The organism is Rhizobium sp. LjRoot98 (genome assembly GCF_964252935.1).
GTDB lineage: Bacteria > Pseudomonadota > Alphaproteobacteria > Rhizobiales > Rhizobiaceae > Pararhizobium.
Window position 1 is genome coordinate 498800 of record NZ_CAXUPW020000001.1, and the last position, 23039, is coordinate 521838.

Consider the following 23039-nt stretch of genomic DNA (forward strand, 5'->3'; position numbering starts at 1 on the left):
CCGCAGGCGGCACTTGCCGCGCGGCGCGGCTTTCCATAACGGGAGATATCCATGTTGATTTTATTGACGGCCATCGTCTTCGCGCTGATCGGGCTTGGGCTCGGCGGCGGCGGGCTTTGGCTCATCATGCTCGGCGGCAGCTGGTATTATGCCATTGCCGGTCTCGGCTTCCTCATCACCGCTTTCCTGCTGCTTGCACGGCGGGGTGCCGCGCTCACCGTCTATGCGCTCCTGATCATCGGTACGCTCGTCTGGGCGATCTGGGAAGTCGGCTTTGACTGGTGGCAACTCGGCCCGCGCGGCGGCGTCATCATCCTGCTTGGCCTATGGCTGTTACTACCGGGCATCCGCCGTGGCCTCGGCTTTGCCAGCCCGACAGGCGAAGCCTATCCGGCCAGCGCCCTACCGCTCGGTCTCGCTGTTCTCGCCTCGATTGTTGTTGCCGGTTATTCGATGACACAGGATCCGCTTGATCTTGCTGGCGAACTGCCAGTCGGCACCACAACGGCCGCGGTCGATCTCGGTGGCAATGTGCCGGATGGCGAATGGCATCAGTATGGCCGCACACCGTACGGCCAGCGTTATTCGCCGCTGGCGCAGATTACGCCCGAGAATGTCGGGACGCTGCAGGTCGCATGGCAATATCAAACAGGCGACGTGAAACGGCCGGACGATGTCGGCGAGACCACCTATCAGGTGACGCCGCTCAAGATCCGCGACACGCTCTACATGTGCACGCCGCACAATCTCGCCATCGCGCTCGACGCCGCGACCGGCAAGGAAAAATGGAAATTCGACGCCAATTCCGGCATGAACCCGGACCGGCAGCACCAGACCTGCCGCGGCGTCAGCTATTATGCCGATCCGGCTGCCGTTGCCGGCAGCCCCTGCGCCGAACGGGTCTATCTGCCGACCGCCGATGCACGCCTGATCGCGCTTGATGCCGCCGATGGCAAGGTCTGCGAAAGCTTTGCCGACAAGGGCACGCTGCATCTGGAAACCGGCATGCAATACAATCCGGCCGGTTATTATTATTCTACCTCGCCACCGGTGATCACGGCTGGCAAGATCATCATCGGCGGCGCCGTCAACGACAACTATTCGACGCAGGAACAGTCGGGCGTCATCCGCGCTTTCGACGTCAATACCGGCGCCCTGGTCTGGAACTGGGACAGTGGCAACCCGGACGTGACGACGCCGCTGCCGGAAGGCCAGACCTACACGACCAATTCGCCCAACAGTTGGTCGGTGTTCAGCTATGACGACAAGCTGAACCTCGTTTATATCCCGCTCGGCAACCAGGTGCCCGACCAGCTGGGCATGGGCCGTTCGGAGCATGTCGAGAAATACTCGTCCTCGATCGTGGCGCTGGATATCACCAGCGGCGCAGTCCGTTGGGTGCGCCAGACGGTGCATCATGACCTCTGGGACATGGACGTTCCGGCCCAGCCGGTTCTGCTCGACATTACCGGCAAGGACGGCCAGCCGGTTCCAGCGCTTGTCGGCCCGACCAAGCAGGGCGATATCTACGTGCTTGACCGGCGCACCGGAGAACCGATCATTCCGGTCAAGGAAATCCCGGCGCCGAGCGGCGCCATCGCGGAGGACTTTACCGCGCCGACCCAGCCGATCTCCGATCTCACTTTCTCGCCGCCACCTTTGACGGACAAGAACATGTGGGGCGTGACGATGTTCGACCAGCTCGCCTGCCGGATCGACTTCAAGCGGCTGAAATATGAAGGCCGCTACACGCCGCCGTCGCTGGAGGGCAGCCTGATCTATCCCGGCAATTTCGGCACCTTCAACTGGGGCTCCGTTGCGGTCGATCCGGAACGGCAGGTGATGTTCGGCATGCCGACCTATCTGGCCTTCACGTCGAGACTGGTGCCGCGCGACCAGATCCCGGCCAAGGGCCAGGATGAGAAAGGGTCCGAGCAGGGCCTCAATCGCAATGACGGCGCACCTTACGGTGTCTTCATGGGGCCATTCCTTGGACCACTCGGCATTCCCTGCCAGGCGCCGCCATGGGGCTATGTCGCAGGAGCCGACCTCAAGACCGGCAAGATCGCCTACAAGCACCGGAACGGCACCGTGCAGGACATGACGCCGCTGCCTTTGCCCTTCAAGGTCGGCGTACCCGGCATCGGCGGCCCGATGATCACCAAGGGCGGCGTCGCCTTCTTGGGGGCAGCCGTCGACAACTTTATCCGCGCCTATGACCTGACGACCGGCAAGGTGCTGTGGGAAGGCCGCCTTCCCGCCGGTGGCCAGTCGACCCCGATGAGCTATGCCACAGACGACGGCACCCAGTTCGTGCTGATCGTCGCCGGCGGCCATGGCTCGGTCGGCACCAAGCCCGGCGACTACGTGATCGCGTACAAACTGGCGAAGTAGTCCAGTCTTCAACACATGGAAAAGCCGGCGGGGCGACCTGCCGGCTTTTCTGTGTGGTCAGTGCTGCCAAACGATTCTGCAGCGAACCGCCTTGGGAGGCGGTTCAGGGGCTTCACCCCGATACACCCTACGCCGCGACCGGCGTCACCTCGACGGTCAGATGCGACAGGCCAGCGAGCTTGGCGAGCTTTTCCTTGTAGAAGGCCGGCGGGTGCGGGTTGGCCGTGGCGATGGCGACGATGGCGGCGTTGTGGCCGGGGCCGACCTGCCAGACATGCAGATCGGTGATTTTTTCCTGCGGCGTTTCGATCCTTTCGCGGATTTCCGTCTGCAGTTCCGTCACGGTATCGGTCGCATCGACGAGAATGAGGCCCGTCTGGCGGATGAGACCATAGGACCAGTGGGCGATAACCAGCGCGCCGACAATGCCCATGGCCGGATCGAGCCAGAGCCAGCCATAGATGCTGCCCGCCAGAAGGGCGAGAATGGCGAGTACCGAGGTCAACGCGTCAGCCATCACATGCAGATAGGCGGACCGCAGATTGTTATCGGTGCCGGGCGCCGCATGGCCATGGTGGGCATGCCCCTCGTAGCTATGGCCAGAATGGCCGTGATCATGGTGTCCGCCCGCCGGTTGGGCTTCATGATGGTGCGAATGATGCGCGTGACCACCATGGGAATGTCCGCCATGCGAGTGCCCCAGATGATCGTGGTCATCCTTGAGCAAGAAAGCCGAGACGAGATTGACCGCCAGACCGATCACCGCAACGGCAATCGCCTGCGAAAAGCTGATCTGGACGGGGTTGGCGAGGCGCAGCAGGCTTTCCCAGCCGATCAGAAGGGCGATCAACGCAAGGACAATGGCGCTGGCGAAACCGGCGAGATCGCCAAGCTTGCCGGTGCCGAAGGTGAAGCGTGGATTGCGGGCCTGGCGCCGTGCGTAGAGGTAGGCGAGCGCCGTGATCAGCATGGCGCCCGCATGGGTGGACATGTGCAAACCATCGGCGACCAGCGCCATCGATCCGTAAAGATTGCCAGCGATGATTTCCGCCGCCATCATCGTTGCGGTCAGCGCAATGACCAGCCAGACGCGGCGTTCGTTGCGCCGATGACCGGCGCCCAGAAAGACATGTTCGTGAACCAGATTTTCTGTCGGCACGGGCCTATCCTTTCAAGGTCAGCGGCTGCGGCTCAGCGCACGTAAGTTCTCAAGACAGCGGAGAGTTCATCGACGGCCCGGGCGCGCTCGACATCACTTTCCGCCAGAAGCACATGCTCGCGCAGGTGATCTTCCATCACCTCACCGGTCAGCCCGTTCAGCGCGCCACGAATGGAGGACAGCAGCTGCAGGATATCGCCACAGGGCGTCTCCACCTCCAGCGCCCGCTCGACAGCTTCAAGCTGCCCCTTCAGGCGGCGTACCCGCGCCAGCAGTTTTGGTTTTTCACGAACGGTATGGGACATCAGCACCTCAATATAGGATAGTGGGGTATACTATACTCCCATGAAAGAAAAGCCCTCCGGACGACGCAGAGCGGCGGAGCGAAGCGCACCTGCCCGTCCATGCTGGTGTGACGGGGCGTGCGGGATCATGGCCTACGACGTGGAGAGGGCGATCTATGCGGGTTGCTAAAACCCTGGCCGGCCCGATGCGCGGCTGGGAAAGATGGACTAGAGGAAGCGCCCTCACCCTCCGCCATCCTCGCCTAGTGGCGGGAATCCAGTGACCCGACGTCCCTCGGGTCAAAAGACTCTTTCAACCCAAAGACTTGGGCTGGCTGGATCTCTGTGACGAACACAGAGATGACGGCGGTTGGAAGTGCGCTTGGTCTCCTCAAACGGCCACACGCAATTTTCAAAACCGGCAAGTGTTTAAGCCACCATCCCAGCGATCAGCTTGCCGACTTCGGCAAACACCGGCTCAAGCTCCTTGGTCGGTTTCGTGCCTTCGGCGATATAGACCGAGGCAAGAATCGTGTGGCCTTCAGCGGGACGCATGAAGCCGATATCGCCGGCCTCGCCGCGGCCGCTGGTGCCGGTTTTTTCACCGATGGTCCAGTCCTTCGGGAGCCCTGCCCGCAAGCGCCGGTCGCCTGTCGTATTGGCGACGAGCCAGGCAGAAAACTGATCGCGCGATGCGGGTGAAAGCACGTCCCCGATCAGAAGCTTGCCGAGCGTCTCCGTCATCGCCTTTGGTGACGTCGTGTCGCGCGGATCGCCGATCTTTGCCTCGTTGAGTTCCGGCTCGATCCGGTCGAGACGGGTGGTCTCATCGCCGATCGAGCGCAGCCAGTCCGTCAGCCCCTTCGGACCACCAAAGCTCGCCAGAAGCAGGTTGCCGGCGGCATTGTCGCTGTAACGGACCGTTGCATCGCACAGTTCGCGCACCGTCATACCGCCGCCGACATGTTTTTCCACGATCGGTGAATAGGACAGAAGATGTTTTTTCGAGATCGGAATCCGCCGGTCGAGCTTTTCTTCGCCCTTATCGGCACGCGCCAGTGCGAAGGCAGCGGCCAGCGCCTTGAAGGTCGAGCACATGGCAAAGCGTTCATCCGGCCGGTGGGCAAAGGACGCCTTGGTTTTCGTGTCGAGGACATAGACGCCGAGGCGGCCGCCGGTGCGTTTTTCCAGCGCGGTCAACTGCTGTTCGATGTCATTGCTCGCAGCAAGGACCAGATTTGGCGCAAAACCGATGCTGGGAAGAAGCAGGCCGGAGCCGATGATGAAGGACCGGCGATTGAACGTGAACGACATGCGATAGGGTCTCCGTGGATGACTGCGCTGACGGACCAACATCTTGATCAGAATGACGAATATTAGCCATCCCTCAACCAGATACTGTGCGCTTGAGCCAATGGGTAGGCAGCGATTGTGGCCGGTCTTGGCCGGAAACATGGCCGTTCAGAATCTTGTTTCAGCCTTAAAAATTAACAGGCCCGAGAATTCCCGTTGACATTTCGTCGAAAAAGGCGACATTGCCCGCCATGATCAGAACCGCGAACATCGCCCGTTGGTATTTTACGCTGCTCCCATAGGTGCGGCTGTCTGATCTCGTTCAACAAGCCGCCATCAGGCGGCTTTTGTTTTTGGATGGCACCTGATGGCGCAAAAGCCATAAGGAGCCTTGAAATGCTGCAGACTGCCACTCCGACATCCCTTCTCCATCCCGCCACACGCGCGCCGATGGTCACGATCCGTACCGCCAAGCAGCGCGACCTGCCTGCCCTGCGCGAACTGATCACCGAGCTTGCCGCCCATCATGGCGATGCCGCCGCTGTGACCCCGGAAAATCTCGAGCGTGACCTGTTCGGCCGCATGCCCTGGATCACCGCGCTTGTCGCCGAGGCCGCTGGCGAACTGATCGGCTACGCCATTCTCGTGCCGCTCTACCGTGCCCAGCAGGGTGCGCGCGGCATGGAACTGCACCATCTCTACGTCCGCCCGGCCCATCGCGGCACCGGCATCGGCCGTCATCTGGTCGCCAAGGCCCGCGAACAGGCCCGAATGGCCGGCGCCACCTATCTCTCGGTCAGTGCCGCCACCGGCAATTTCCAGGCACATCGTTTCTACGAATCGGAAAACTTCACGCCCGGCCCGGTGACCGGCATGCGCTATCTGCAGACACTCGCCTGAGGCGGGTCATTTCAAGGCAGCAGCATTATGGCGATGGGCGCGTTCGCAAGGGCGCGCCTTGGCCCTTCGGGGACGGAAACAGCCTTTATGCCGCTTTTGCCGCCGCTGCTTTTGCCAGCACTTCGGCTGCCCATTGGTTGAGGCTCTTTCCCGACAGTTCCGCCGCCTTGGCGGCCTGGGCATGCACATCCGGGTCAACGCGAAACATCATCTTGCCGGAATACGATTTTTGCGGATCCTTGCCGATCTTCGCGCAGGTGTCGATATAGTCATCGACAGCCTCGTGGAACGCCGCCTTCAGATCGGCAACCGTATCGGCATGAAACCCGACGCCATCGGTAATGCCTGCGATACGGCCGAAAAAGACTTCGTCTTCCGCGTCATAGTCGATCCGCGCTGCGTAACCCTTGTAGGACATGATGTTCATGGTCTTACTCCTAGACGCAGCAGAAAGTCCCGCGCCGCCCGAACCTGATAGCGCTTTGCTTCTTTCGCCGGATGCGGACGATGGAAACTCTCCACCTCGCTTGCGAAAGAAAACCTGACGCGCGAACCGTTACCTTCGATCAGAGTACACCCAGCCGCCAGAAGCAGGCTTTCGATATCGGCCCAATCGATCGTTCCGGACACAGGCTCCTTGAAGATCGCGGCAAGCGTTTTCCTATGCTTGCTGTTCATGCTAGCATTCTACTATCTGATAGCATGTTATGCAAGCACGCTACTCCACCACCGGCACCGCCTTCAGATACGCCGCAATCGCCTCCCGGTCGGATGCCGGAAGCTTGGCCATGTTCTGCTGGACCTCGACCATCGAGCCGCCGGCCGAATCGAATTCCGGTGTGAAGCCGGTTTCGAGGTAGTTGACGATATCGCCTTCGCTCCAGGAGCCGATGCTCTTCGAGCCCGGCGTGATGTTGGGGATGCGGCCCTCGCCTTCCGGATTGGGCGCGCCCGCCAGCCATTGTGCCGTTTCGAAGCCACCCAAGCTATTGCGCGGCGTGTGGCATTCGCCGCAATGGCCGGGGCCTTCGACGAGATACTGGCCGCGGGCGATTTTAGGATCGCTGGTATCAACGGTGACACGCGGCTTGTCGCTAAGGAACAACAGTTTCCAGCCGCCAAGTGTCAGGCGGATATTGTACGGAAACGGCAGATCGTGTGGTGGCGCCACGTTGGCGCTCTTCGGCAGGGTTTTGAGGAAGCCCCAGAGATCGTTGATATCCTTCGGTGCCATCCGAGCGTAGGAACCGTAGGGGAAGGACGGGTAAAGATGCTCTCCGTTCCTTCCGACGCCGCGTGTCATGGCGTCACCGAATTCCGCCAGCGTCCAGCTGCCGATGCCTGCCGTTTCATCCGGGGAGATATTGGGCACATGAAAGGTGCCGAACGGGCTTTTCAGCGGCAATCCACCGGCGAGGACCAGCTTGGCGTCGCCTTCGGATTTCGCCGCCGCATGACAGCTGGTGCAGCCGCCTGCCCAGAATATCTGTTCGCCATTGGCAACATCCGGTTCACCAAGGTCGGCCCAATGCGATGCGGGCCATGGCTCGGGCTTGGTCAGAAACCAGGCGGCGCCACCGGCGATCGCGCCGAAGAAAACCACCGTCGTCACCAGTTTTCGAACCCGCAAACCCATCACCCGCTCCTATTGCCGGAAAACACATTTGGCGCGCCGGGCCGGGCGCGCCAAAGATCGTCTTTTAGGGGAACGAGGCCCGCCGTGTCATTTCTTGATGCGGTAGGCCTGATGACAGTCGCCGCAATTCTTGCCGATGACGCCAAGGGCTGCTCCGACGCCCGCCTGGTCAGCCGGAAGCTGGGCAAGCGCCATATCGGTGTCTGCACCGAGCTTGGCAGCCTTGGCCTTGAAGTCGTCCATGCTTTCCCAAATCTTCGGGCTGGCTTCGGAATTGGCTTCCGAGCCTGCCGGGAACTGATCCGGAAATGCCTTGATATTGGTGCTGATCGTCGTCAGCGCCGTCTTGACGATCTCGGCGTCATACGGCTTTTCGCCCTTGGCGATACCGGCAAGCGCGCCCATCGATCCGCCGACCTGCTTCATCAGTCCTTCACGGACCTTGACCGGATCATCCGCAGCGATGACGGCGCTTACGCCACAGCCTGCAATCACCATGGCCGTCAATATTGTTTTCAGCTTCATCCATGTCTCCCGGTCAGACACGGCCGCAGCGCTCCGGCGCGGCCTTCCTGTCAATGCGCCGGCATGATTGCATGTTGCGATCCCGAAGGAAGTAACATTTTTTTGAAATCAAGTTTATTACATTCATCGCAACGGCTTGAATTAACAGGAGTATTTACTCATATTATTGGCAGATCAGCCTTGCGACACCCATCCGTGCCAGGCCGTCAGCGCTGCCACCGCAATCAAAACCACGCCGACTGTCTTGCCGATGATCGCCGTGACGCGCGGGCTGGAGACGATGACATCCCGGCTGCGGCCGGCCGCCAGCGCCAAGCTGCCATAGACGGCGAGCTGGGTCAGCGAGATCATGATCGCCATGATCAGCGCCTGCGACCACACCGGCCCGAACTGGGGTTTCAGGAACTGCGGATAGACGGCGAGCATGAACAGATAGGCTTTTGGATTGAGGATACTGGTCAGCGCGCCGCGCCGGAAGCTCGTCCAGAGCGACAGCCGGGATCCGGTCTCGACCGAGGCGATCGCGATGCTGCTGCGGGCAAGCGACAGGCCGATCCAGGCGATATAGGCTGCCCCTGCAAGCAGGAGCACATTGAACAGTTCAGGCACCAGGTGCAGCAGGAAGCCGACGCCGAGCGCCGCATAGAGCGTATGGAACACGCCGCCCGCCATAATGCCGGCTGTCGCCGTCAGGCCCGAAGCCCGGCCGCCGGTCAGTGCATTGGCCATGACGAACACCATATCCATGCCGGGCACGATAATGATGCCGAAGAGAAGCGTGAAGAACAGCCAGAGATTTTCCGCGTAAGTCATGTCAGTTATCCGTTGATCGAGAGAGAGGCGCATTTTGCACAACGCTTGTTTTTCAAGCGCTTGCCAACATGCTATACCCTCACCCAACTGACAGGGTTCTGTCAGGAGCGTTTCGCCTGATGCAAGAAAAGGTGACCCATGCGCAAGGCATCGCGCCTGTTCGAGATCATCCAGATTCTGCGGCTTGCCACGCGGCCGGTGACGGCGGCTGAGATCGCCGAAACGCTGGAAGTGACGGTCCGCTCGATCTACCGGGATATCGCCGCCCTTCAGGCGATGCGGGTGCCGATCGAGGGCGGGCGCGGCATCGGCTATATCATGCGGCCCGGCTTCGACCTGCCGCCACTGATGTTTTCGATCGAGGAAACGGAGGCAATCGTGCTGGCCCTGGCGCTGCTTGAGCGCACCGGCGATGCGGAACTGAAGGACGCTGCCCGGCGGGTCAACCAGAAGATTGCCGGGGCCATACCGGTGCCGCTGCGCCAGACATTGCAGTCCAAGGCCCTGCATGCCTGGGGTACGATCGCACCGCCGCCGTCAGGGCTCGATCTGGCGCTGGTGCGCCGGGCGATCCGCGACGAACAGAAACTGACGCTCGACTATCGCGATGAACTCGGCCGCGCCAGTGAACGCACAGTCCGGCCGCTGGCACTGATCTATTACTCCACCACCGCGGTCGTGGTCGCCTGGTGTGAACTGCGCCAGGCCATCCGCAATTTCCGCGCCGACCGGGTGGAAAATTGCGACGAGACGCAAGAGAATTTTCGCGGTGAAGGCGACGGCCTGCGGGACATGTGGATCAAGGGGTGGCGGACCGGGTCACCGGCCCCTCCACTGGGCGTCAGCTGAAGAATACGCTTATTTCGTCGCCCCGTGCGCCGGCCCCTCTTCCTTCACCTGCCGCGGCGTCGGCGCCGTAATCACGCCGTGGTCGGGATCGTGCACATCCTGGCCTTTCGAACCATCGGCGGCGGTTGTCCGTTCGCGTTCGCGGCTGGTGCGCAGCGTCTCACGCAGGCTCACCGCCTCCTCGATGAGTGCAGTCAGCTCCCCTTCGGACAGGTCGGATAGATCAAAGGTCTTCGCCATAGTCGTCTCCTCGGCTTGATTGGACCAGAGGTAAACGCACGACTCGGCAAAACGGCTCACGCTGATGGAAATTTTCAGGCGGTGGCCCGCGTCAGGCGCCGAGCCGTATCACCCGGCTCTCTTCCCGCCCAAACCCTTCGATCTCCATCCGGTCCTGAAAGACCGCGACGATCGCAAAGGTGTTTTCGTCCGGCGTGTCGACCATGCCCTTGAACGTCACGAACGGACGGCCGCCGACCTCGCCGAAATTGCCGACATGGTTGTGGCCGCAGAAATAGCCGCGAAAGCAGGCAAAACCGGTGAGCAGGTCAACGATCCGCGCGCTATCCCACATGTTGTGGCTGTTGGGCGGAAAGACAGGATAGTGGCCAAGCACAAGAACGGTTTCGCCATCGGTCTCAGCTTTCTCCATCACCTGCTTGAGCCACCCGAATTGTTCGTCGCTGAGCGAACCGTTCCAGGTCTGCGCATTGATGGCGCCTTCAGCGACAAGTGCCTCCAGCCGCTCCACGGCCAGCGTTGTGCACGGATCTTCTGGCGGCGCTGAAAACGTACTGACATCATTGCCATCCAGGACGACGAAGCGCCAGGAGCCAATGGCAAAATCATAATAGCGGGCGGGCATGCCGAGCCGTTCCGCCACATGACCCAGATGTTCCGGCGCCACTGCGAAATCGTGATTGCCGAGCAGGAACAGGGCCTTGTGGCGCAGAGCTTCATAGACAGGCAGGATATCGTCAAAACTGTCCCAATCGCGATCGATGATATCGCCGAGCGTCATCACAAAATCGAGATCAGCCGCGTTGAAAATCGTTATGGCGTCGGCAAGCTTGGCGAGGCTTTGGGCATAATGCCGGTTCATCGCCTCGTGCGGCGCAATATCGGCATATTGCGGGTCGGCGACGATGCCGAAGCGGAGCACAGGTATTTCGGTGTTGTTTTGCATCGCGCCTGCCTAGAACCGGCCTGTGACAGCCGCATGACATCTGCGCGTGAAAACGGCAAATCTCAAGACGGTACAGGACCTTGCCAAAACGAAAACACCCGGCGCTTGTGACGCCGGGTGTTTTCGCAATTCGATAAGCGGGTTGCTTATGCTGCGGCTTCGTAAAGCTCGAGCACGTAATCCCAGTTGATCAGGCTGTCGACGAAGGCTTCGAGGTACTTCGGACGGGCGTTGCGGTAGTCGATGTAGTAGGAATGTTCCCAGACATCGACGCCGAGGATCGGCGATGCGCCGTGAACCAGCGGGTTTTCGCCGTTCGGGGTTTTCGAGATTTCCAGCTTGCCGCCCTTGACGGAGAGCCATGCCCAGCCCGAGCCGAACTGGCCGGCGCCGGCGGCGATGAAATCGGCGCGGAACTTGTCGTAGCCACCGAGATCGGACTTGATGGCCGCATCGAGCTTGGCCGGCAACTGCGTGCCGCCGCCGCCCTTTTTCATCCACTTCCAGAAATGCAGGTGGTTGTAATGCTGGCCGGCATTGTTGAACAGCGGCTGGTTGGTGCCGTAGGACTTCTTGACGATTTCTTCCAGCGACAGAGCGGAAAGACCGGCTTCTTCAGCCAGCTTGTTGCCGTTGGTCACGTAAGCCAGATGATGCTTGTCGTGGTGATACTCCAGCGTCTCGCGCGACATGTAAGGGGCGAGCGCGTCGTAGTCGTAAGGCAGGTTCGGCAATTCGAAAGCCATGATGGTATCTCCTCTTCTTGGCGGGATCCATGAAAGCCGGGTTGGAATTCATGAAAGAAATCTGTGAGGCGGAACATAGGGACCACTGCTGCAACAGGCAACCGCCGCCATGCCAAATTTCGCACCAGCAATGGAAAATACTTTCATCGCCAGAATGTTCCACAGCGAGGAAACGGGCACAGAATGGACATGATCCTTCGACAGGGTGGCCGCGAACCAGCCGATCCATAAGCCAAGGAAATCAGATGTCTTTTCACCGCCGCTCTGCCCTGATCGCCGCTTTCGCCAGCCTGCTGCCATCAATCGCTGCCGCATCCTCGGATGACGCATGGGCCGCGATGCGGACAGACGTCTCGGCGAAATGCCTGAAGGCGGCGGCGGGATCGATCGAAAAGCCGAAGGCGGTCGTTGATCCCTTCGGTTCCGAGAGCTTCGGCCTTGCGCTGGTCAGCGGCAAGCCAAAGGGCGCCAAGGGCAAGATCACCCAGATCTGCGTCTACAACAAACAGACCAAGACCGTCGAACTGGGCGGTGAACTGACCGAACAGATGCTGAAGACGCCTGCAAAATGACACCGGGACAATCCCGCCATTGACCTCTCACGGCAGGACGGTCACAGCTTGCGGGACTGCTTTCTCCAGCACAGAGACCCTATATGCTGTTTCATGGCCTGTCTGCCTTTCCGATCACCCCTTGCGACGCGGCTGGCGGCGTCGATACCGGTGCGTTGAGCAACCTTCTCAAGCGCATCGATGCGGCGGGGGCTGATTCCATCGGCCTGTTGGGAAGCACCGGGTCCTACATGTACCTCAGCCGGGCGGAAAAACGCCGCGCCATCGACACTGCCACGGAATGCCTTGGCGGCCGCACGCCCGTTATCGTCGGCGTCGGGGCATTGAGGACCGATGAGGCGGTGGCACTGGCCCACGATGCGCAGGATGCCGGCGCACAGGGGCTGCTTCTGGCGCCGGCCTCCTATACGCCGCTTGGCGATGATGAAGTATTCGAGCATTTTTCGGCGGTCGCGACAGCCACGTCCTTGCCGCTCTGCATCTACAACAATCCCGGCACGACGCATTTTTCGATCAGCCAGACGCTGCTGTCGCGTCTCTCGGCCATTCCCAACATCGCTGCCGTCAAAAATCCGGCGCTTGCCGCTGCCGACATTACGGCAGCCCATCAGGCAACAGTGTCTGCCGTTCCCGCCGGCTTCGCCGTTGGCTACAGCGGCGACTGGCTGGTGGCCGATGCCATCCTTGCGGGCGGTGCCGCCTGGTACAGCGTGGTCGCCGGGACACTGCCGGAACCCGCCGTCAAGCTGATGCGGGCAGCGCAAGCCGGCAATCGTCCCGAGGTCGCGCGCATCAATGGGCTGTTTGAACCGCTCTGGGCGCTGTTTCGAGAACTCAGCAGCTACCGCGTGGTCCATGCGATCGCCAACGTCCTGGAACTCAGCAAGTTTGATCCGCCACGGCCAATCCTGTCGCTGTCGCAGCAAGACCGGCTGAGGGTGAAGGCTGCGCTCGAGGTTTTGGCGGCGGTATAACCAGCCGCTGCGGCCGGCCCGCCTGCCATTCAAGCCCTATTGGGCAAATGTAAGGACGGCAGCGGTGGCGCTGATCGCCAGGAGCGCCACGACGCACAACCGCAAAAGCATGGCGACGTCTTGCCGCCCCGTTGTTTCCGCCGTGACAAGGTGATCGGCGGCGGTGGTTTCGCGCGACCGTTGATACTGATGTGAAAGAACCGCGCCACGACCATAGAGCATTGAAAACTTCCTTCTGGTTGACCGTTTGCGTCGCCGCTTCGCATCAGAGGCAAAAGCTGCGGGCGCAGCACCGTTTTAGGTCGAAGCAGCATAGGATTTCGATTGCGCCCGCCCGGCGAACATATCAAAATCCCATAGGACCGCGGCCACCCGGTGCACTCAGCCCGGCGGCACCTGACGGCAGGCCGGCTGATTTTTCTGCGCATCGATCATTATCATTCAGGGGGATTTCCATGGCCAATCCATTGTCCACGCTCGGCATCGTTCACACCGTCATCAGCGTCGTGCCGATCATCGCGGGGCTCTATTCCTTTTCGAAATATGCCGCCATCCTGCCGAAATCGAATTCCGGGCGGATATACATCATTACGCTGTTCCTGTCGGCGATCACCTCGTTCGGCCTGTCGAGCACCGGCGGGTTCAATGCCGGCCATGCGATCGGCATCATCGCCATGCTGGCAGTGATCTTTTCCATCGTCATCGCGCAACTCGGCTGGTTCGGCCGCCTCAACCGCTACCTGCAGGCGCTGTCGATGTCGTTCACCTTCTTCCTCTTGATGATCCCCGGCATCAACGAGACCCTGTCGCGCCTGCCGCCCTCAAGCCCGATCGGCAACGGTCCGGATTCGCCGCCGGTCCAGACGATCACCGCCATCTGGGCCGTGATCTTCCTGCTCGGCATCTGTCTTCAGGCCTTTATCATGCACCGCCGCTCAGGCTCCGGCGCCCTGCCCGCCTGACGGCAGCGAGAGGCGCTGCCGACGGGTCTTCCCGCGTCATCGAGACTGATGACGCTGGCAGTGTCTCTTACTCAGCCGCCTGCACTTGAGAAGGGCCGGTGGCGATCGCCTCCTTGACCGCAAGCTCCGCCATGGCCAGCGCTGCCTCGCGGGTCTTGGCTGCGGCAACGAAGCGGCCGTTGTGGCAGAAGCTTGCACCTTTCACCCCGGAAGCAGCTTCCAGGTCGCCATTGGTGAGGCCAGCCCAGGCGGCCGGCAGGTCGGCGCGGACTTCAAAACCTTCGTCGGCCCGGCGGATGGTGGTCAGGCACCAGTCCTTGTCGCGCGGGTGGACGACGAACAGCAGGTGATCGGCGCCCGCCTTGATGATGGCCGGACGGAACGGCATGCCCATCGGCAGTTCCAGAATACGCCCCTCGCCGGCATCGACGATCGCCTGATGCACCAGCGCCTCGGCCCGCAATTTGGCAGCGCTCTTCCCGATCCGGGCCTCGACGAACGCGCGGGCGATAACAAGAGCGCCATCAAAGGCCTGATCGTCGGCGTCCGGATCGGTCTCGTCGAAAACGGGCTTGAGGGTTTCCAGCAGCACGGGCAGGCTCAGCCCACCCAGCAACCCGGCAACCGACGGGCTGAGCGCGCCATTGTCGACCAGATCGATTGGGAGCACGAAGCCGGCATCGAACGAGGCATGCACGGTTTCGACATGGGCTTCTGGAACACCGAAGGCTGCGAGATAATCGCGGCCAAAATGCTTCCAGATTAGGCCGAATGAACTATAGGGCTGGCCATCCTCGCGCATCGGCGCGCCGCGCTGATGGTGATCAAAGATGCGCGTCCCGGCATCATAGGCGCCACCGACATCATAGATGACCCGGTCTGCAGCCGGTGTGATCCATTCCGGCGCCCGGCTGCGCACGATGCGCGCCTGCGGGAAAAGCCGGGTGAGGATGACACTCGACAAAAGCTCATCAGCATGGAAGCCACCGGAATGGGTGACGAGGAATTCTGGGGTCATGCCGGGATACGCCTTGTTGTTTGCGGAAATTTGCTTGGGAGTTTGCACCAGATAGCCATTGCCGCGTGTCATCTCAACCCGTCACTTATGTGTTTGACGTGCGGATCGCAGGCACTTCAGGCAAGCAGATGCGTGTTGGCAGCGATTGAGGGCCTTAGCCAGCAGAGCCGGTTTGTTGCTGTAGCTCTGGAGGGCGCCGGACGGGAACAGGGACATCCGCCGGGTTCTCGCTGGCCTTCGTGCTGATGGCGTGGACCTGGCCGGGTATTTCGTCGCGCAAATAGCTCGGATTGCCCGGCAATCCCATCGGGTACAGTGCGTTCCGGCTCGCCTCGTAGGCCGCACTCTTGTCGGTGCAGAGGCGGACACGCATATCCTGAGGCGCCACATCGGTCCGGTTTTGCAGATTGCCGACTAGCCCCGCATTGGCCGGCAGGCCGCCTTCAAAAGCTTGTGTCAGATATTGCGCCGAACGCTCGTTGCGTTCCCGCTCCGTCGTTGCGCCCAAAATCACCACCGCCACGCGTTTTCCATTGCGCGTGGCCAGCCCGACGAAATTCCGCCCGGATGCGCAGAGAAAACCGGTCTTCATGCCGATCGTGCCGTCAAAGCGGGTGAGCAGCAGATTGTTGGATTTGATCTCCTTGCCGTCGATCGTGACGGCCGACGCCAGGAAGAAACGCCGGTATTGCGGAAACAGCCGGTCCACTTCCATGCCAAGGATCGCGAGATCGCGGGCGGTGGTATAGTTGGTCTTGTCAAACAGGCCGTTTGGATTGGAAAAATGGGTGCCGGTCAGCCCGAGGCGGGCCGCCGCTTCGTTCATTTTCCGGACAAAGGCCGTTTCGTCGGGAGCCACTGCTTCAGCCAGGGCCGTCGCGACATCATTTGCCGACGCGGTGATGGTGGCAAACAGCGCATCTTCCAGCGTCATCGTCCGCCCGAAAGTGAGGCCGGATTCGAGAAAGGCCTGTTTCGTTGCATTGCGGGTCATTGTGACAGGTGTGGACAGGCTCACCTCGCCGGAGCGCAAGGCTTCAAACACGACAAATGCCGTCATCAGCTTGGTCGTCGAGGCCGGATACCAGGGCACGCCTGCATCCTCCTGATACAGCACCTGCTGACTGTCGGCATCGACAACGAGCACAGGCGTCGCATGTGCCGGCGCGCACAGGAAAAGCGACGCCATAAACGCCAATTTTTTCCAGGGCCGTCTGGCCAATATGTTTTCGGTCATGTGCCGGTCTCCGGAGAAAGGCATCGTAATGACATGATGCACCACGAAAGGACAAGCGTTTGCTGCGGTAGTATGGCGAAAGGGTGGCTGGGAAGAACCGGCTTTGCCCAATCGCTGGGAAAGAGCCATCCGCTTGCCGCGGATGGCCGGTTTATAACGTTCTTACAAATCCGACGCCGATGAATGCGCCCAGTCCATATACAGGTCCTTGGCCTTGGCGGCGATTGGGCCTGGCTGGAGGTCGCGGTCTTCGAGTTTGGTGACAGGGACGACCTTGGAGTAATTGCCGGAGGTGAAGATCTCGTCGGCGGTCTCGAAATCGGCGAGCGTCAGCGTCGTTTCGACGACGTCGAAACCGGCGTCACGCAGAAGGCCGATGACGCGGAAGCGGGTGATGCCGGCGAGGAAGGTCTTGTTGGAGGCGGGCGTGAAGACGACGCCGTCTTTCACCATGAAGACGTTGGACGAGCCGGTCTCGGCGATATTGCCAAGCATGTCGCGCACCAGCGCATTGGAGAAGCCGCGCTTGCGGGCCTCGATCAGGATACGGCCATTATTGGGATAGAGGCAACCTGCCTTGGCGTCGGTCGGCATGCATTCGATCGTCGGGCGACGGAAGGGGGAAACAGTCAGCGACTGGCCGCCCGGGCCTTCGCCCATCGGCGCTTCAAACAGGCAGAGTGCAAACCGGGTCGAATCGGGATCAACGGCCACGACGCTGCCGGGCATGCCATGTTCGCCCCAATACATCGGCTTGATATAGATGGCGGTCTGGCCGTCGAATTTCTTCACACCTTCCCAGGCCAATGCCTCGATATCCTCTGCGGTCACCACCGGCTTCAGGCCGAGCGCCAAGGCCGAACGGTTGACGCGCTGGCAATGCAGGTCGAGATCCGGCGCGATGCCGTCGAACCAGCGGGCGCCGTCAAACACGGTCGAGCCCAGCCACATGGCATGCGAGGTCGGACCGATCAGCGGCGGATTGCCGGAAAGCCATTCGCCATCGACATAGGTCCAGGTGGCGCTGCGCGGGGATGTATCGACGGCCATAGTGATCTCCTTTTGGTCTCTTGATTTTGCCCGGCATAGCCGGAAAATCGACAAGTGGGGTAAATAGGTACATCAAAAAAAGTCATGCCGTCCAATCTGGATCGCAAAGTTCCGCTCGCCTAGTCTGTTGCCAGAAGCAAAAGGACCCATCCGATGAAAGCCATGTATTACGACGCCTTCGGCAAGACGCCGGATATTCGCGTGCTGCCGGACCCGACACCGAGCGCCGATGGCGTCGTCATCAAGGTCGAGGCGACCGGGCTCTGCCGCAGCGACTGGCACGGCTGGATGGGGCATGATCCGGATATCAACCTGCCGCATGTGCCCGGCCATGAACTGGCAGGCACCGTTGCTGCCACCGGCAAGGGCGTGCTGCGCTACAAAGTGGGCGACCGCGTAACAGTTCCCTTTGTCTCCGGCTGTGGCCGCTGCGGCGAGTGTCATTCGGGCAATCAACAGGTCTGCGCCAACCAGTTCCAGCCGGGCTTTACCCATTGGGGCTCGTTTGCCGAATATGTCGCCATCGATTTTGCCGACCAGAACCTCGTGCATCTGCCCGACAATCTCGACTATGCGACTGCCGCCAGCCTCGGCTGCCGGTTTGCCACCTCGTTCCGCGCCATTGTCGACCAGGGCCGGGTGCGTGGCGGCGAATGGGTGGCGGTACATGGCTGCGGCGGCGTTGGCCTGTCGGCGATCATGATCGCGACCGCGCTTGGCGCCAACGTCATCGCGATTGATATTTCCGAGACGAAACTCTCCTTCGCCCGCGAGATCGGCGCCGTCGCCACCATCGACGGCAGCGTCACCGGCGATGTGGCCGAAGCCGTGCGCGACATCACCAAGGGCGGCGCGCATGTGTCGATCGATGCGCTCGGCTCGCCCGTCACCTGTTTCAATTCAATCAAGAACCTGCGCCGCCGCGGCCGCCATGTGCAGGTCGGCCTGATGCTCGGCGACCATGCGACTCCACAGATCCCGATGTCACAGGTGATCGGTCACGAACTGGAAATCTACGGCAGCCACGGCATGCAGGCGTGGCGCTATCAGGAGATGATAGCGATGCTGGAGACCGGCAAGCTCAACCCGCAAAAGTTGATCGGCCGCCATATCAGCCTGGAGGAAGCTGTGCCGGCGTTGATGACGATGGACACGGCCCAGGACCTCGGCATCAGCGTCATCACGCGGTTTTAGCAGCCAATCCCGGGGTCTTCCGCAGACCCGGCCAAAGCCCGGCACGGCATTGGCCGGGGACACCCGGCCGTTTCTGCCTGCGGTCTAAAACCACCCTTTGCCAGCATATTCTGTAAAACACAGCTTCCCTTCAGACGAGAACGCCCTAATTCAACCACAGGCGCACGCTGCGCCCGTTTTTTTAGGAGTGGGATAAATGGCATCATCCGTGCTGATCAGTATTCTGATTACATTTCTCGTTATCGTACTTGTTCTCTATCTGGTCGCGCGCCTGCCGATCGATGGCCGCGCCAAGCAGATTGTTCAGATCATCGTGCTGATCATCGGTATTATTTCACTTCTGAAATATCTCGCTGTCTTCTAGCGCTGCGAGAGAGAATACTCTCTCGTCACCCGCCCTTCGGATAGCCCGTTTCGACATGCCCAGTTTCGGCCAGCAAAGTGAGTGCACAGATTGACCAGCAAAAACGCCACCAAGACCGCCGCCAAACCAACCGCACGGCGAAGCCCGGACGAAACCTCGGCGGCCGCCCAGCACATCATCAACGCGGAACTGGTGGCGCGCAACAAGAAGACGGCCATGCTGAAAGCCTTGCGGCTTGCCCAGGAACAGGCGGAAGAAAAACCTGTGAAGGTTGCGGCCAAGAAGAAGAAATAGCGGCCAAGCCGCGGCAGTTTCCCGTCGCAACGCCTGAAAATCCTTTCATTTTTCCGGCTTCACAGCAACCAAGTGGGCGTGTGAAATGGGGCGATAGCCGCACAGCGTTGCAGCGCTCAATCCGTCCCTTTCAAAAACCCTCTTCCCCCGCCCCCATTCCAACTGGTATTTTCCCGTCTCACGGCAACGGAATCACGAGGCGATCCATGGCACTGGCAGCGGAAAGGCAGGACAAGCAGACGGATATGCTCTATGCGCCCTTGCTGGCGGCCAATGCAGGCCATCCGAATGGCTGGCCTGCCTGCCTGATCGTCGCGTCTCAAACGGAGGCACGGCACAACAAGGCGGTCTGGGCGCCGAGCCACCTGATCTCGATCCGGGCGCCGGGAACGAAACTTCTGTCGATGATCGACCTGCCGGCGGAACGGCATCTGGAATTACTGTTCGGCGATGTCACCGATCCCGACGAAACGGATGCGGCCAAGTCCGCCCATATCGAGCAGGCCTTCGCCTTTATCGACGGCCTGCCTGAGGATGCGCATCTCCTTGTTCACTGCCTGCGCGGCATCGGCCGTTCGACGGCACTGACGCTCGGAATCCTCGCCCGTTACATGGATCCGGAAGATGCGGCGGCGGCACTGCATGGATTGAGACCGGAGGCCAAACCGAACCGGCACGTGACCGGGCTTTGCGACACCGTTCTCGGCCTCAAGGGGCGGCTGGCCAAGCAGGCGCTGCGGTTTCCGGCCAAAGTCTGGAAACCCGCGAAGAGTTGATGCGGATTGCGCCGAGAAACATTGTGCGGCGCACAAATCTTTGACATGATCCCGGTAGAGAACCGTATCCAAGCGGCAATCGCAGGATGCTCTCGCCTTGACATTGGCGAGTGGCGGAATAATGCGATCAATCAAGGCGCTGCCATCTCTGTTTGATGTATTGACAGAGAGCAGCGTCCGGGAAATGACGGGAGAGTGTGATGTCTCATGCGGCCTATGTGTTCGATGCCTACGGCACGCTGTTCGACGTGCATGCGGCCGTGCGCAGGCATTCAGCCGCGATGGGGCCGGACGGCCAGGCCTTTTCCGACCTCTGGCGAGCCAAGCAGCTGGAATATTCCTGGATCCGCACCCTTATGGGCACCTACACCGATTTCTGGACGCTGACCGAGCAATCGCTGGATTATGCCTTTGCGCGGTTTCCCTCCGCCGACAAGAAACTCAAGGCAGCGTTGCTGGACGCCTATTGGCATCTCGACTGCTATCCGGAAGTTCCAAGTGTCCTCAAGCACCTGAAGGACCGTGGCGCCCGCATCGCCATCCTGTCGAACGGCACACCGCAGATGCTGCAATCGGCGGTGAAGAAGGCCGGGCTTGATCTGATCATCGACGATATTTTCTCGGTCGAGACGGTCAAGGCCTTCAAGACCGCGCCTGCGGTCTACGACATGGTGACGACGACCTACCGGCTCTATCCCGATGCCGTTTCCTTCCAGTCGTCGAACCGCTGGGACATTGCCGGCGCCACCAAGTTCGGTTTCCGTACCGTCTGGATCAACCGCGCCAACATGCCCGACGAATATGCAGATTTCGGCCCGAAGCTGATCCTGCCGTCGCTGGAAAGTCTCTAGGGTATTTTTGCTTTTCCTCGAAATCGCGAAATACCCTCTCTTTCTGTTCTTACGCATTTCCGGACGCAAAATCGCTCCCATTTTTGCCGGAACTGCTCCAACACCTGAAGGACATCCAATGTCTTGGTCTGCCGAACAATATATGAAATTCGAGGACGAGCGTACGCGGCCGGCCCGCGACCTGCTCGACCAGATTCCCAACCTGCCGGATGGTGCGCTCTACGATCTCGGCTGCGGTCCCGGCAATTCGACCGAACTGATCCACGACCGCTTCCCGGCCTATATGCTCACCGGCATCGACAGCGATGAAAACATGCTGGTGGCGGCGCGCAAGCGCATGACCCATACGCGCTTCGAAAAGGGCGACCTGACGCAATGGGCGCCGCCAAAGCCGGCCGTGCTGTTCTTCGCCAACGCCGTGTTCCAATGGCTGCCGGATCATCTGAGCACGATAGAGCGCTTGATGGGCGAACTGATCCCCGGCGGCACGATCGCCGTGCAGATGCCTGATAATCTCGACGAACCGTCGCATGCCTCGATGCGGGAACTGGCGGAAGACCCGCGCTTCTCGCAATATTATCCAAATGGCGGCCAGCGCCGCGCCGCCCTGCCCGCTCCGTCCGCCTATCTCGACCGGCTGGAGGCGAAATGCATCAAGATCGATGTCTGGCACACGATCTATTATCATCGTCTGGCAAATGCCGAAGCGATCGTTGAATGGGTCAAGGGCACCGGCCTTCGCCCCTATCTCGACGCACTTCCGGCTGATGTGCGCGAAGCCTATCTGGCTGCCTATCTCCGGCGCATCCGCGAAGCCTATCCGCCGCTAGCGGACGGGCGCGTTATGCTTAAGTTTCCGCGCCTTTTCGTGGTGGCGGTCAAGCGGTAATGTCCGGGCAACCGTCGAGGCCTGCGCTTTTCCCATAAAAGACTGACGGCCTTGTCTTCGGCGGTGTACTGTAGCGTGCAATCTGTGACGAAGCCCGCTATTGTCTGCGGCGGATTTAAATTCAGGCGTCGCGCAACCAAAATACCGAACGGGAAGTGCGTTGGAAAAAGCCGTTCTAACCGTGTTTCAGGGACGCGCGGGCGACCATAATGATCTCGCAATACCGGGAGCCGCTATCCTGGCGGCTGCCCTTTCCGGTTTGCTTGGCCAAAACCTTCAGGCGATCGGCACACCTGAGCCAGCACTGAATATTCAATGGCAGCCGGAGTTGGAGGCGGCAATGCCTGCATTGCAGGCCATGTCGAGACACTATCAGACCATTTTCGAAGACAGGGTACGCCCTCTTACTGTGCTGACCCGATGCGCGGTCGCCTTGGCGACATTACCAATTATCGCCAGATATCGACCCGATGCCTGCATCATATGGCTCGATGCCCATGCAGACCTGAACACTCCAGAAACCTCGACGTCCGGCTATCTTGGCGGAATGGCAATTTCCGGTGCGGCCAGCCTGTGGGATTCAGGACTGGGCGGCGGTCTTGAGCTGAACAATCTGATCCTGGTCGGAACGCGCGACATCGACCCCGCCGAGCGCGACTTGATCGACGCGGCAGGCGTTCAGATCCTGCAACCACAAGCGGGACTTGGCACAGCAATGATCGATGCGATTGCCGGGCGACCGGTCTACGTGCACCTCGATTGCGACGTACTCAACCCCGGCATCGTGCCGACGGATTATCAAGTCGACGGTGGCCTCTCGCTCTTCGACCTAAGGGAAATCGCCGAGGTACTTGCAAGAACCGAGATCATCGGCGTCGAGATCGCAGAATTTCAAGGCGCATGGGAGATCGGCGGCCCTCCGGCCTCGCCTGAAGCATTTCTAAACGCGATCGAACCACTTCTCGGGAGCTTTAGAGCGGCTAAGATCATCTAACGCCTCACACCGTATTGTCACTGTGGCCTTGTGGGAAAAATCACCCTCTGGCGCACGGCCCCGGTTCAGGGCATCCTGT

The 23039-nt window shown here is 60.6% G+C and carries 28 protein-coding genes; 13 read left to right on the top strand and 15 right to left on the bottom strand.

Annotation, left to right across the window (positions count from 1 at the left end):
- Positions 1-51 precede the first annotated feature (51 nt).
- Positions 52-2394, top strand: a complete 2343-nt coding sequence (locus ACSQ3J_RS02460; RefSeq protein ID WP_060503712.1) for a glucose/quinate/shikimate family membrane-bound PQQ-dependent dehydrogenase — start codon at positions 52-54, stop codon at positions 2392-2394.
- A 127-nt stretch (positions 2395-2521) separates the two neighbouring features.
- Here ACSQ3J_RS02460 and dmeF read toward each other — a convergent pair whose 3' ends face one another.
- The 3 genes from dmeF to bla all read right to left on the bottom strand — a co-directional run bounded on the left by dmeF (position 2522) and on the right by bla (position 5151).
- The gene (gene dmeF, locus ACSQ3J_RS02465; RefSeq protein WP_060503713.1) at positions 2522-3553 is read right to left on the bottom strand and encodes a CDF family Co(II)/Ni(II) efflux transporter DmeF; all 1032 of its coding nucleotides are present in this window, start codon (positions 3551-3553) and stop codon (positions 2522-2524) included.
- A gap of 32 nt (positions 3554-3585) precedes the next feature.
- Entirely contained in the window at positions 3586-3858 is a 273-nt protein-coding gene (dmeR, locus tag ACSQ3J_RS02470) for a Ni(II)/Co(II)-sensing transcriptional repressor DmeR (RefSeq protein ID WP_060503714.1), read from the bottom strand.
- A 408-nt stretch (positions 3859-4266) separates the two neighbouring features.
- Complete coding sequence (gene bla / locus ACSQ3J_RS02475; RefSeq protein ID WP_060508688.1) at positions 4267-5151, bottom strand: class A beta-lactamase; 885 nt, start codon at positions 5149-5151, stop codon at positions 4267-4269.
- A gap of 375 nt (positions 5152-5526) precedes the next feature.
- Between bla and ACSQ3J_RS02480 the strand changes: the two genes are divergently transcribed.
- Positions 5527-6030: a GNAT family N-acetyltransferase gene (locus tag ACSQ3J_RS02480; RefSeq protein ID WP_060503716.1), complete on the top strand. Its 504-nt coding sequence runs from the start codon at positions 5527-5529 to the stop codon at positions 6028-6030.
- Positions 6031-6115: 85 nt separating this feature from the next.
- Here the strand turns inward: ACSQ3J_RS02480 and ACSQ3J_RS02485 are convergent, their stop codons facing one another.
- From ACSQ3J_RS02485 to ACSQ3J_RS02505, 5 genes are all read right to left on the bottom strand, one after another.
- Positions 6116-6457 carry a type II toxin-antitoxin system HicB family antitoxin gene (locus ACSQ3J_RS02485; protein ID WP_060503717.1) on the bottom strand — a complete coding sequence of 114 codons (342 nt, stop codon included), beginning with the start codon at positions 6455-6457 and terminating at the stop codon, positions 6116-6118.
- On the bottom strand, positions 6454-6708 hold the full coding sequence (locus ACSQ3J_RS02490) for a type II toxin-antitoxin system HicA family toxin (protein ID WP_060503718.1): 255 nt from the start codon (positions 6706-6708) through the stop codon (positions 6454-6456). The genes ACSQ3J_RS02485 and ACSQ3J_RS02490 overlap by 4 nt, the downstream gene beginning before the upstream one ends.
- Positions 6709-6748: 40 nt before the next feature.
- Positions 6749-7666, bottom strand: coding sequence for a c-type cytochrome (locus ACSQ3J_RS02495; protein ID WP_060503719.1), 918 nt, complete (start codon positions 7664-7666; stop codon positions 6749-6751).
- 87 nt (positions 7667-7753) lie between these two features.
- Positions 7754-8191, bottom strand: a complete 438-nt coding sequence (locus ACSQ3J_RS02500) for a c-type cytochrome (RefSeq protein ID WP_060503720.1) — start codon at positions 8189-8191, stop codon at positions 7754-7756.
- Between the two features lie 174 nt (positions 8192-8365).
- Positions 8366-9004, bottom strand: coding sequence for a LysE family translocator (locus ACSQ3J_RS02505; protein WP_060503721.1), 639 nt, complete (start codon positions 9002-9004; stop codon positions 8366-8368).
- Positions 9005-9142: 138 nt separating this feature from the next.
- Here ACSQ3J_RS02505 and ACSQ3J_RS02510 point away from each other — a divergent pair, with 138 nt between their 5' ends.
- A complete protein-coding gene (locus tag ACSQ3J_RS02510) occupies positions 9143-9853 on the top strand; it encodes a helix-turn-helix transcriptional regulator (protein ID WP_060503722.1) in 711 nt (236 codons plus the stop codon).
- A 9-nt stretch (positions 9854-9862) separates the two neighbouring features.
- Here ACSQ3J_RS02510 and ACSQ3J_RS02515 read toward each other — a convergent pair whose 3' ends face one another.
- The 3 genes from ACSQ3J_RS02515 to ACSQ3J_RS02525 all read right to left on the bottom strand — a co-directional run bounded on the left by ACSQ3J_RS02515 (position 9863) and on the right by ACSQ3J_RS02525 (position 11785).
- Positions 9863-10093 (bottom strand): hypothetical protein, encoded by a 231-nt coding sequence (locus tag ACSQ3J_RS02515; RefSeq protein ID WP_060503723.1) that lies wholly within the window; start codon positions 10091-10093, stop codon positions 9863-9865.
- A gap of 91 nt (positions 10094-10184) precedes the next feature.
- A complete protein-coding gene (locus ACSQ3J_RS02520) occupies positions 10185-11039 on the bottom strand; it encodes a metallophosphoesterase (protein WP_060503724.1) in 855 nt (284 codons plus the stop codon).
- A gap of 146 nt (positions 11040-11185) precedes the next feature.
- The gene (locus tag ACSQ3J_RS02525) at positions 11186-11785 is read right to left on the bottom strand and encodes a superoxide dismutase (RefSeq protein WP_060503725.1); all 600 of its coding nucleotides are present in this window, start codon (positions 11783-11785) and stop codon (positions 11186-11188) included.
- Positions 11786-12030: 245 nt separating this feature from the next.
- On the opposite strand from ACSQ3J_RS02525, the gene ACSQ3J_RS02530 reads away from it, so the two are divergent.
- Entirely contained in the window at positions 12031-12357 is a 327-nt protein-coding gene (locus ACSQ3J_RS02530) for a hypothetical protein (protein ID WP_060503726.1), read from the top strand.
- A gap of 83 nt (positions 12358-12440) precedes the next feature.
- Positions 12441-13331: a dihydrodipicolinate synthase family protein gene (locus tag ACSQ3J_RS02535; RefSeq protein ID WP_436038609.1), complete on the top strand. Its 891-nt coding sequence runs from the start codon at positions 12441-12443 to the stop codon at positions 13329-13331.
- Between the two features lie 36 nt (positions 13332-13367).
- On the opposite strand, the gene ACSQ3J_RS02540 is transcribed toward ACSQ3J_RS02535, so the two are convergent.
- Positions 13368-13553: a hypothetical protein gene (locus ACSQ3J_RS02540; protein WP_060503728.1), complete on the bottom strand. Its 186-nt coding sequence runs from the start codon at positions 13551-13553 to the stop codon at positions 13368-13370.
- 233 nt (positions 13554-13786) lie between these two features.
- Here ACSQ3J_RS02540 and ACSQ3J_RS02545 point away from each other — a divergent pair, with 233 nt between their 5' ends.
- The gene (locus tag ACSQ3J_RS02545; RefSeq protein ID WP_060503729.1) at positions 13787-14293 is read left to right on the top strand and encodes a hypothetical protein; all 507 of its coding nucleotides are present in this window, start codon (positions 13787-13789) and stop codon (positions 14291-14293) included.
- Between the two features lie 67 nt (positions 14294-14360).
- On the opposite strand, the gene ACSQ3J_RS02550 is transcribed toward ACSQ3J_RS02545, so the two are convergent.
- From ACSQ3J_RS02550 to ACSQ3J_RS02560, 3 genes are all read right to left on the bottom strand, one after another.
- Complete coding sequence (locus tag ACSQ3J_RS02550; RefSeq protein ID WP_060503829.1) at positions 14361-15311, bottom strand: MYG1 family protein; 951 nt, start codon at positions 15309-15311, stop codon at positions 14361-14363.
- 154 nt (positions 15312-15465) lie between these two features.
- The gene (locus tag ACSQ3J_RS02555) at positions 15466-16548 is read right to left on the bottom strand and encodes a D-alanyl-D-alanine carboxypeptidase family protein (RefSeq protein WP_060503730.1); all 1083 of its coding nucleotides are present in this window, start codon (positions 16546-16548) and stop codon (positions 15466-15468) included.
- 162 nt (positions 16549-16710) lie between these two features.
- On the bottom strand, positions 16711-17598 hold the full coding sequence (locus tag ACSQ3J_RS02560) for a branched-chain amino acid aminotransferase (protein WP_060503731.1): 888 nt from the start codon (positions 17596-17598) through the stop codon (positions 16711-16713).
- A gap of 153 nt (positions 17599-17751) precedes the next feature.
- Between ACSQ3J_RS02560 and ACSQ3J_RS02565 the strand changes: the two genes are divergently transcribed.
- From ACSQ3J_RS02565 to ACSQ3J_RS02595, 7 genes are all read left to right on the top strand, one after another.
- Positions 17752-18792, top strand: coding sequence for a zinc-dependent alcohol dehydrogenase family protein (locus ACSQ3J_RS02565; RefSeq protein ID WP_060503732.1), 1041 nt, complete (start codon positions 17752-17754; stop codon positions 18790-18792).
- Positions 18793-18988: 196 nt separating this feature from the next.
- The gene (locus tag ACSQ3J_RS02570) at positions 18989-19156 is read left to right on the top strand and encodes a Thivi_2564 family membrane protein (protein ID WP_112834547.1); all 168 of its coding nucleotides are present in this window, start codon (positions 18989-18991) and stop codon (positions 19154-19156) included.
- A 90-nt stretch (positions 19157-19246) separates the two neighbouring features.
- The gene (locus tag ACSQ3J_RS02575; protein ID WP_060503733.1) at positions 19247-19450 is read left to right on the top strand and encodes a hypothetical protein; all 204 of its coding nucleotides are present in this window, start codon (positions 19247-19249) and stop codon (positions 19448-19450) included.
- A gap of 206 nt (positions 19451-19656) precedes the next feature.
- Positions 19657-20226 (top strand): dual specificity protein phosphatase family protein, encoded by a 570-nt coding sequence (locus tag ACSQ3J_RS02580; RefSeq protein ID WP_060503734.1) that lies wholly within the window; start codon positions 19657-19659, stop codon positions 20224-20226.
- 200 nt (positions 20227-20426) lie between these two features.
- Positions 20427-21077, top strand: a complete 651-nt coding sequence (locus tag ACSQ3J_RS02585) for a haloacid dehalogenase type II (RefSeq protein ID WP_060503735.1) — start codon at positions 20427-20429, stop codon at positions 21075-21077.
- Positions 21078-21195: 118 nt separating this feature from the next.
- Positions 21196-21966, top strand: coding sequence for a trans-aconitate 2-methyltransferase (tam, locus tag ACSQ3J_RS02590; protein WP_060503736.1), 771 nt, complete (start codon positions 21196-21198; stop codon positions 21964-21966).
- A 160-nt stretch (positions 21967-22126) separates the two neighbouring features.
- A complete protein-coding gene (locus ACSQ3J_RS02595; protein WP_082562684.1) occupies positions 22127-22960 on the top strand; it encodes an arginase family protein in 834 nt (277 codons plus the stop codon).
- Positions 22961-23039 lie beyond the last annotated feature (79 nt).

Bases quoted from the DNA above. Each gene is read 5' to 3' on its own strand.
- ACSQ3J_RS02460 (WP_060503712.1), top strand. From the start codon at position 52: ATGTTGATTTTATTGACGGCCATCGTCTTCGCGCTGATCGGGCTTGGG.
- dmeR (WP_060503714.1), bottom strand. From the start codon at position 3,858: ATGTCCCATACCGTTCGTGAAAAACCAAAACTGCTGGCGCGGGTACGC.
- bla (WP_060508688.1), bottom strand. From the start codon at position 5,151: ATGTCGTTCACGTTCAATCGCCGGTCCTTCATCATCGGCTCCGGCCTG.
- ACSQ3J_RS02480 (WP_060503716.1), top strand. From the start codon at position 5,527: ATGCTGCAGACTGCCACTCCGACATCCCTTCTCCATCCCGCCACACGC.
- ACSQ3J_RS02485 (WP_060503717.1), bottom strand. From the start codon at position 6,457: ATGAACATCATGTCCTACAAGGGTTACGCAGCGCGGATCGACTATGAC.
- ACSQ3J_RS02490 (WP_060503718.1), bottom strand. From the start codon at position 6,708: ATGAACAGCAAGCATAGGAAAACGCTTGCCGCGATCTTCAAGGAGCCT.
- ACSQ3J_RS02495 (WP_060503719.1), bottom strand. From the start codon at position 7,666: ATGGGTTTGCGGGTTCGAAAACTGGTGACGACGGTGGTTTTCTTCGGC.
- ACSQ3J_RS02500 (WP_060503720.1), bottom strand. From the start codon at position 8,191: ATGAAGCTGAAAACAATATTGACGGCCATGGTGATTGCAGGCTGTGGC.
- ACSQ3J_RS02505 (WP_060503721.1), bottom strand. From the start codon at position 9,004: ATGACTTACGCGGAAAATCTCTGGCTGTTCTTCACGCTTCTCTTCGGC.
- ACSQ3J_RS02510 (WP_060503722.1), top strand. From the start codon at position 9,143: ATGCGCAAGGCATCGCGCCTGTTCGAGATCATCCAGATTCTGCGGCTT.
- ACSQ3J_RS02515 (WP_060503723.1), bottom strand. From the start codon at position 10,093: ATGGCGAAGACCTTTGATCTATCCGACCTGTCCGAAGGGGAGCTGACT.
- ACSQ3J_RS02520 (WP_060503724.1), bottom strand. From the start codon at position 11,039: ATGCAAAACAACACCGAAATACCTGTGCTCCGCTTCGGCATCGTCGCC.
- ACSQ3J_RS02525 (WP_060503725.1), bottom strand. From the start codon at position 11,785: ATGGCTTTCGAATTGCCGAACCTGCCTTACGACTACGACGCGCTCGCC.
- ACSQ3J_RS02530 (WP_060503726.1), top strand. From the start codon at position 12,031: ATGTCTTTTCACCGCCGCTCTGCCCTGATCGCCGCTTTCGCCAGCCTG.
- ACSQ3J_RS02535 (WP_436038609.1), top strand. From the start codon at position 12,441: ATGCTGTTTCATGGCCTGTCTGCCTTTCCGATCACCCCTTGCGACGCG.
- ACSQ3J_RS02540 (WP_060503728.1), bottom strand. From the start codon at position 13,553: ATGCTCTATGGTCGTGGCGCGGTTCTTTCACATCAGTATCAACGGTCG.
- ACSQ3J_RS02545 (WP_060503729.1), top strand. From the start codon at position 13,787: ATGGCCAATCCATTGTCCACGCTCGGCATCGTTCACACCGTCATCAGC.
- ACSQ3J_RS02550 (WP_060503829.1), bottom strand. From the start codon at position 15,311: ATGACCCCAGAATTCCTCGTCACCCATTCCGGTGGCTTCCATGCTGAT.
- ACSQ3J_RS02555 (WP_060503730.1), bottom strand. From the start codon at position 16,548: ATGACCGAAAACATATTGGCCAGACGGCCCTGGAAAAAATTGGCGTTT.
- ACSQ3J_RS02560 (WP_060503731.1), bottom strand. From the start codon at position 17,598: ATGGCCGTCGATACATCCCCGCGCAGCGCCACCTGGACCTATGTCGAT.
- ACSQ3J_RS02565 (WP_060503732.1), top strand. From the start codon at position 17,752: ATGAAAGCCATGTATTACGACGCCTTCGGCAAGACGCCGGATATTCGC.
- ACSQ3J_RS02570 (WP_112834547.1), top strand. From the start codon at position 18,989: ATGGCATCATCCGTGCTGATCAGTATTCTGATTACATTTCTCGTTATC.
- ACSQ3J_RS02580 (WP_060503734.1), top strand. From the start codon at position 19,657: ATGGCACTGGCAGCGGAAAGGCAGGACAAGCAGACGGATATGCTCTAT.
- ACSQ3J_RS02585 (WP_060503735.1), top strand. From the start codon at position 20,427: ATGTCTCATGCGGCCTATGTGTTCGATGCCTACGGCACGCTGTTCGAC.
- tam (WP_060503736.1), top strand. From the start codon at position 21,196: ATGTCTTGGTCTGCCGAACAATATATGAAATTCGAGGACGAGCGTACG.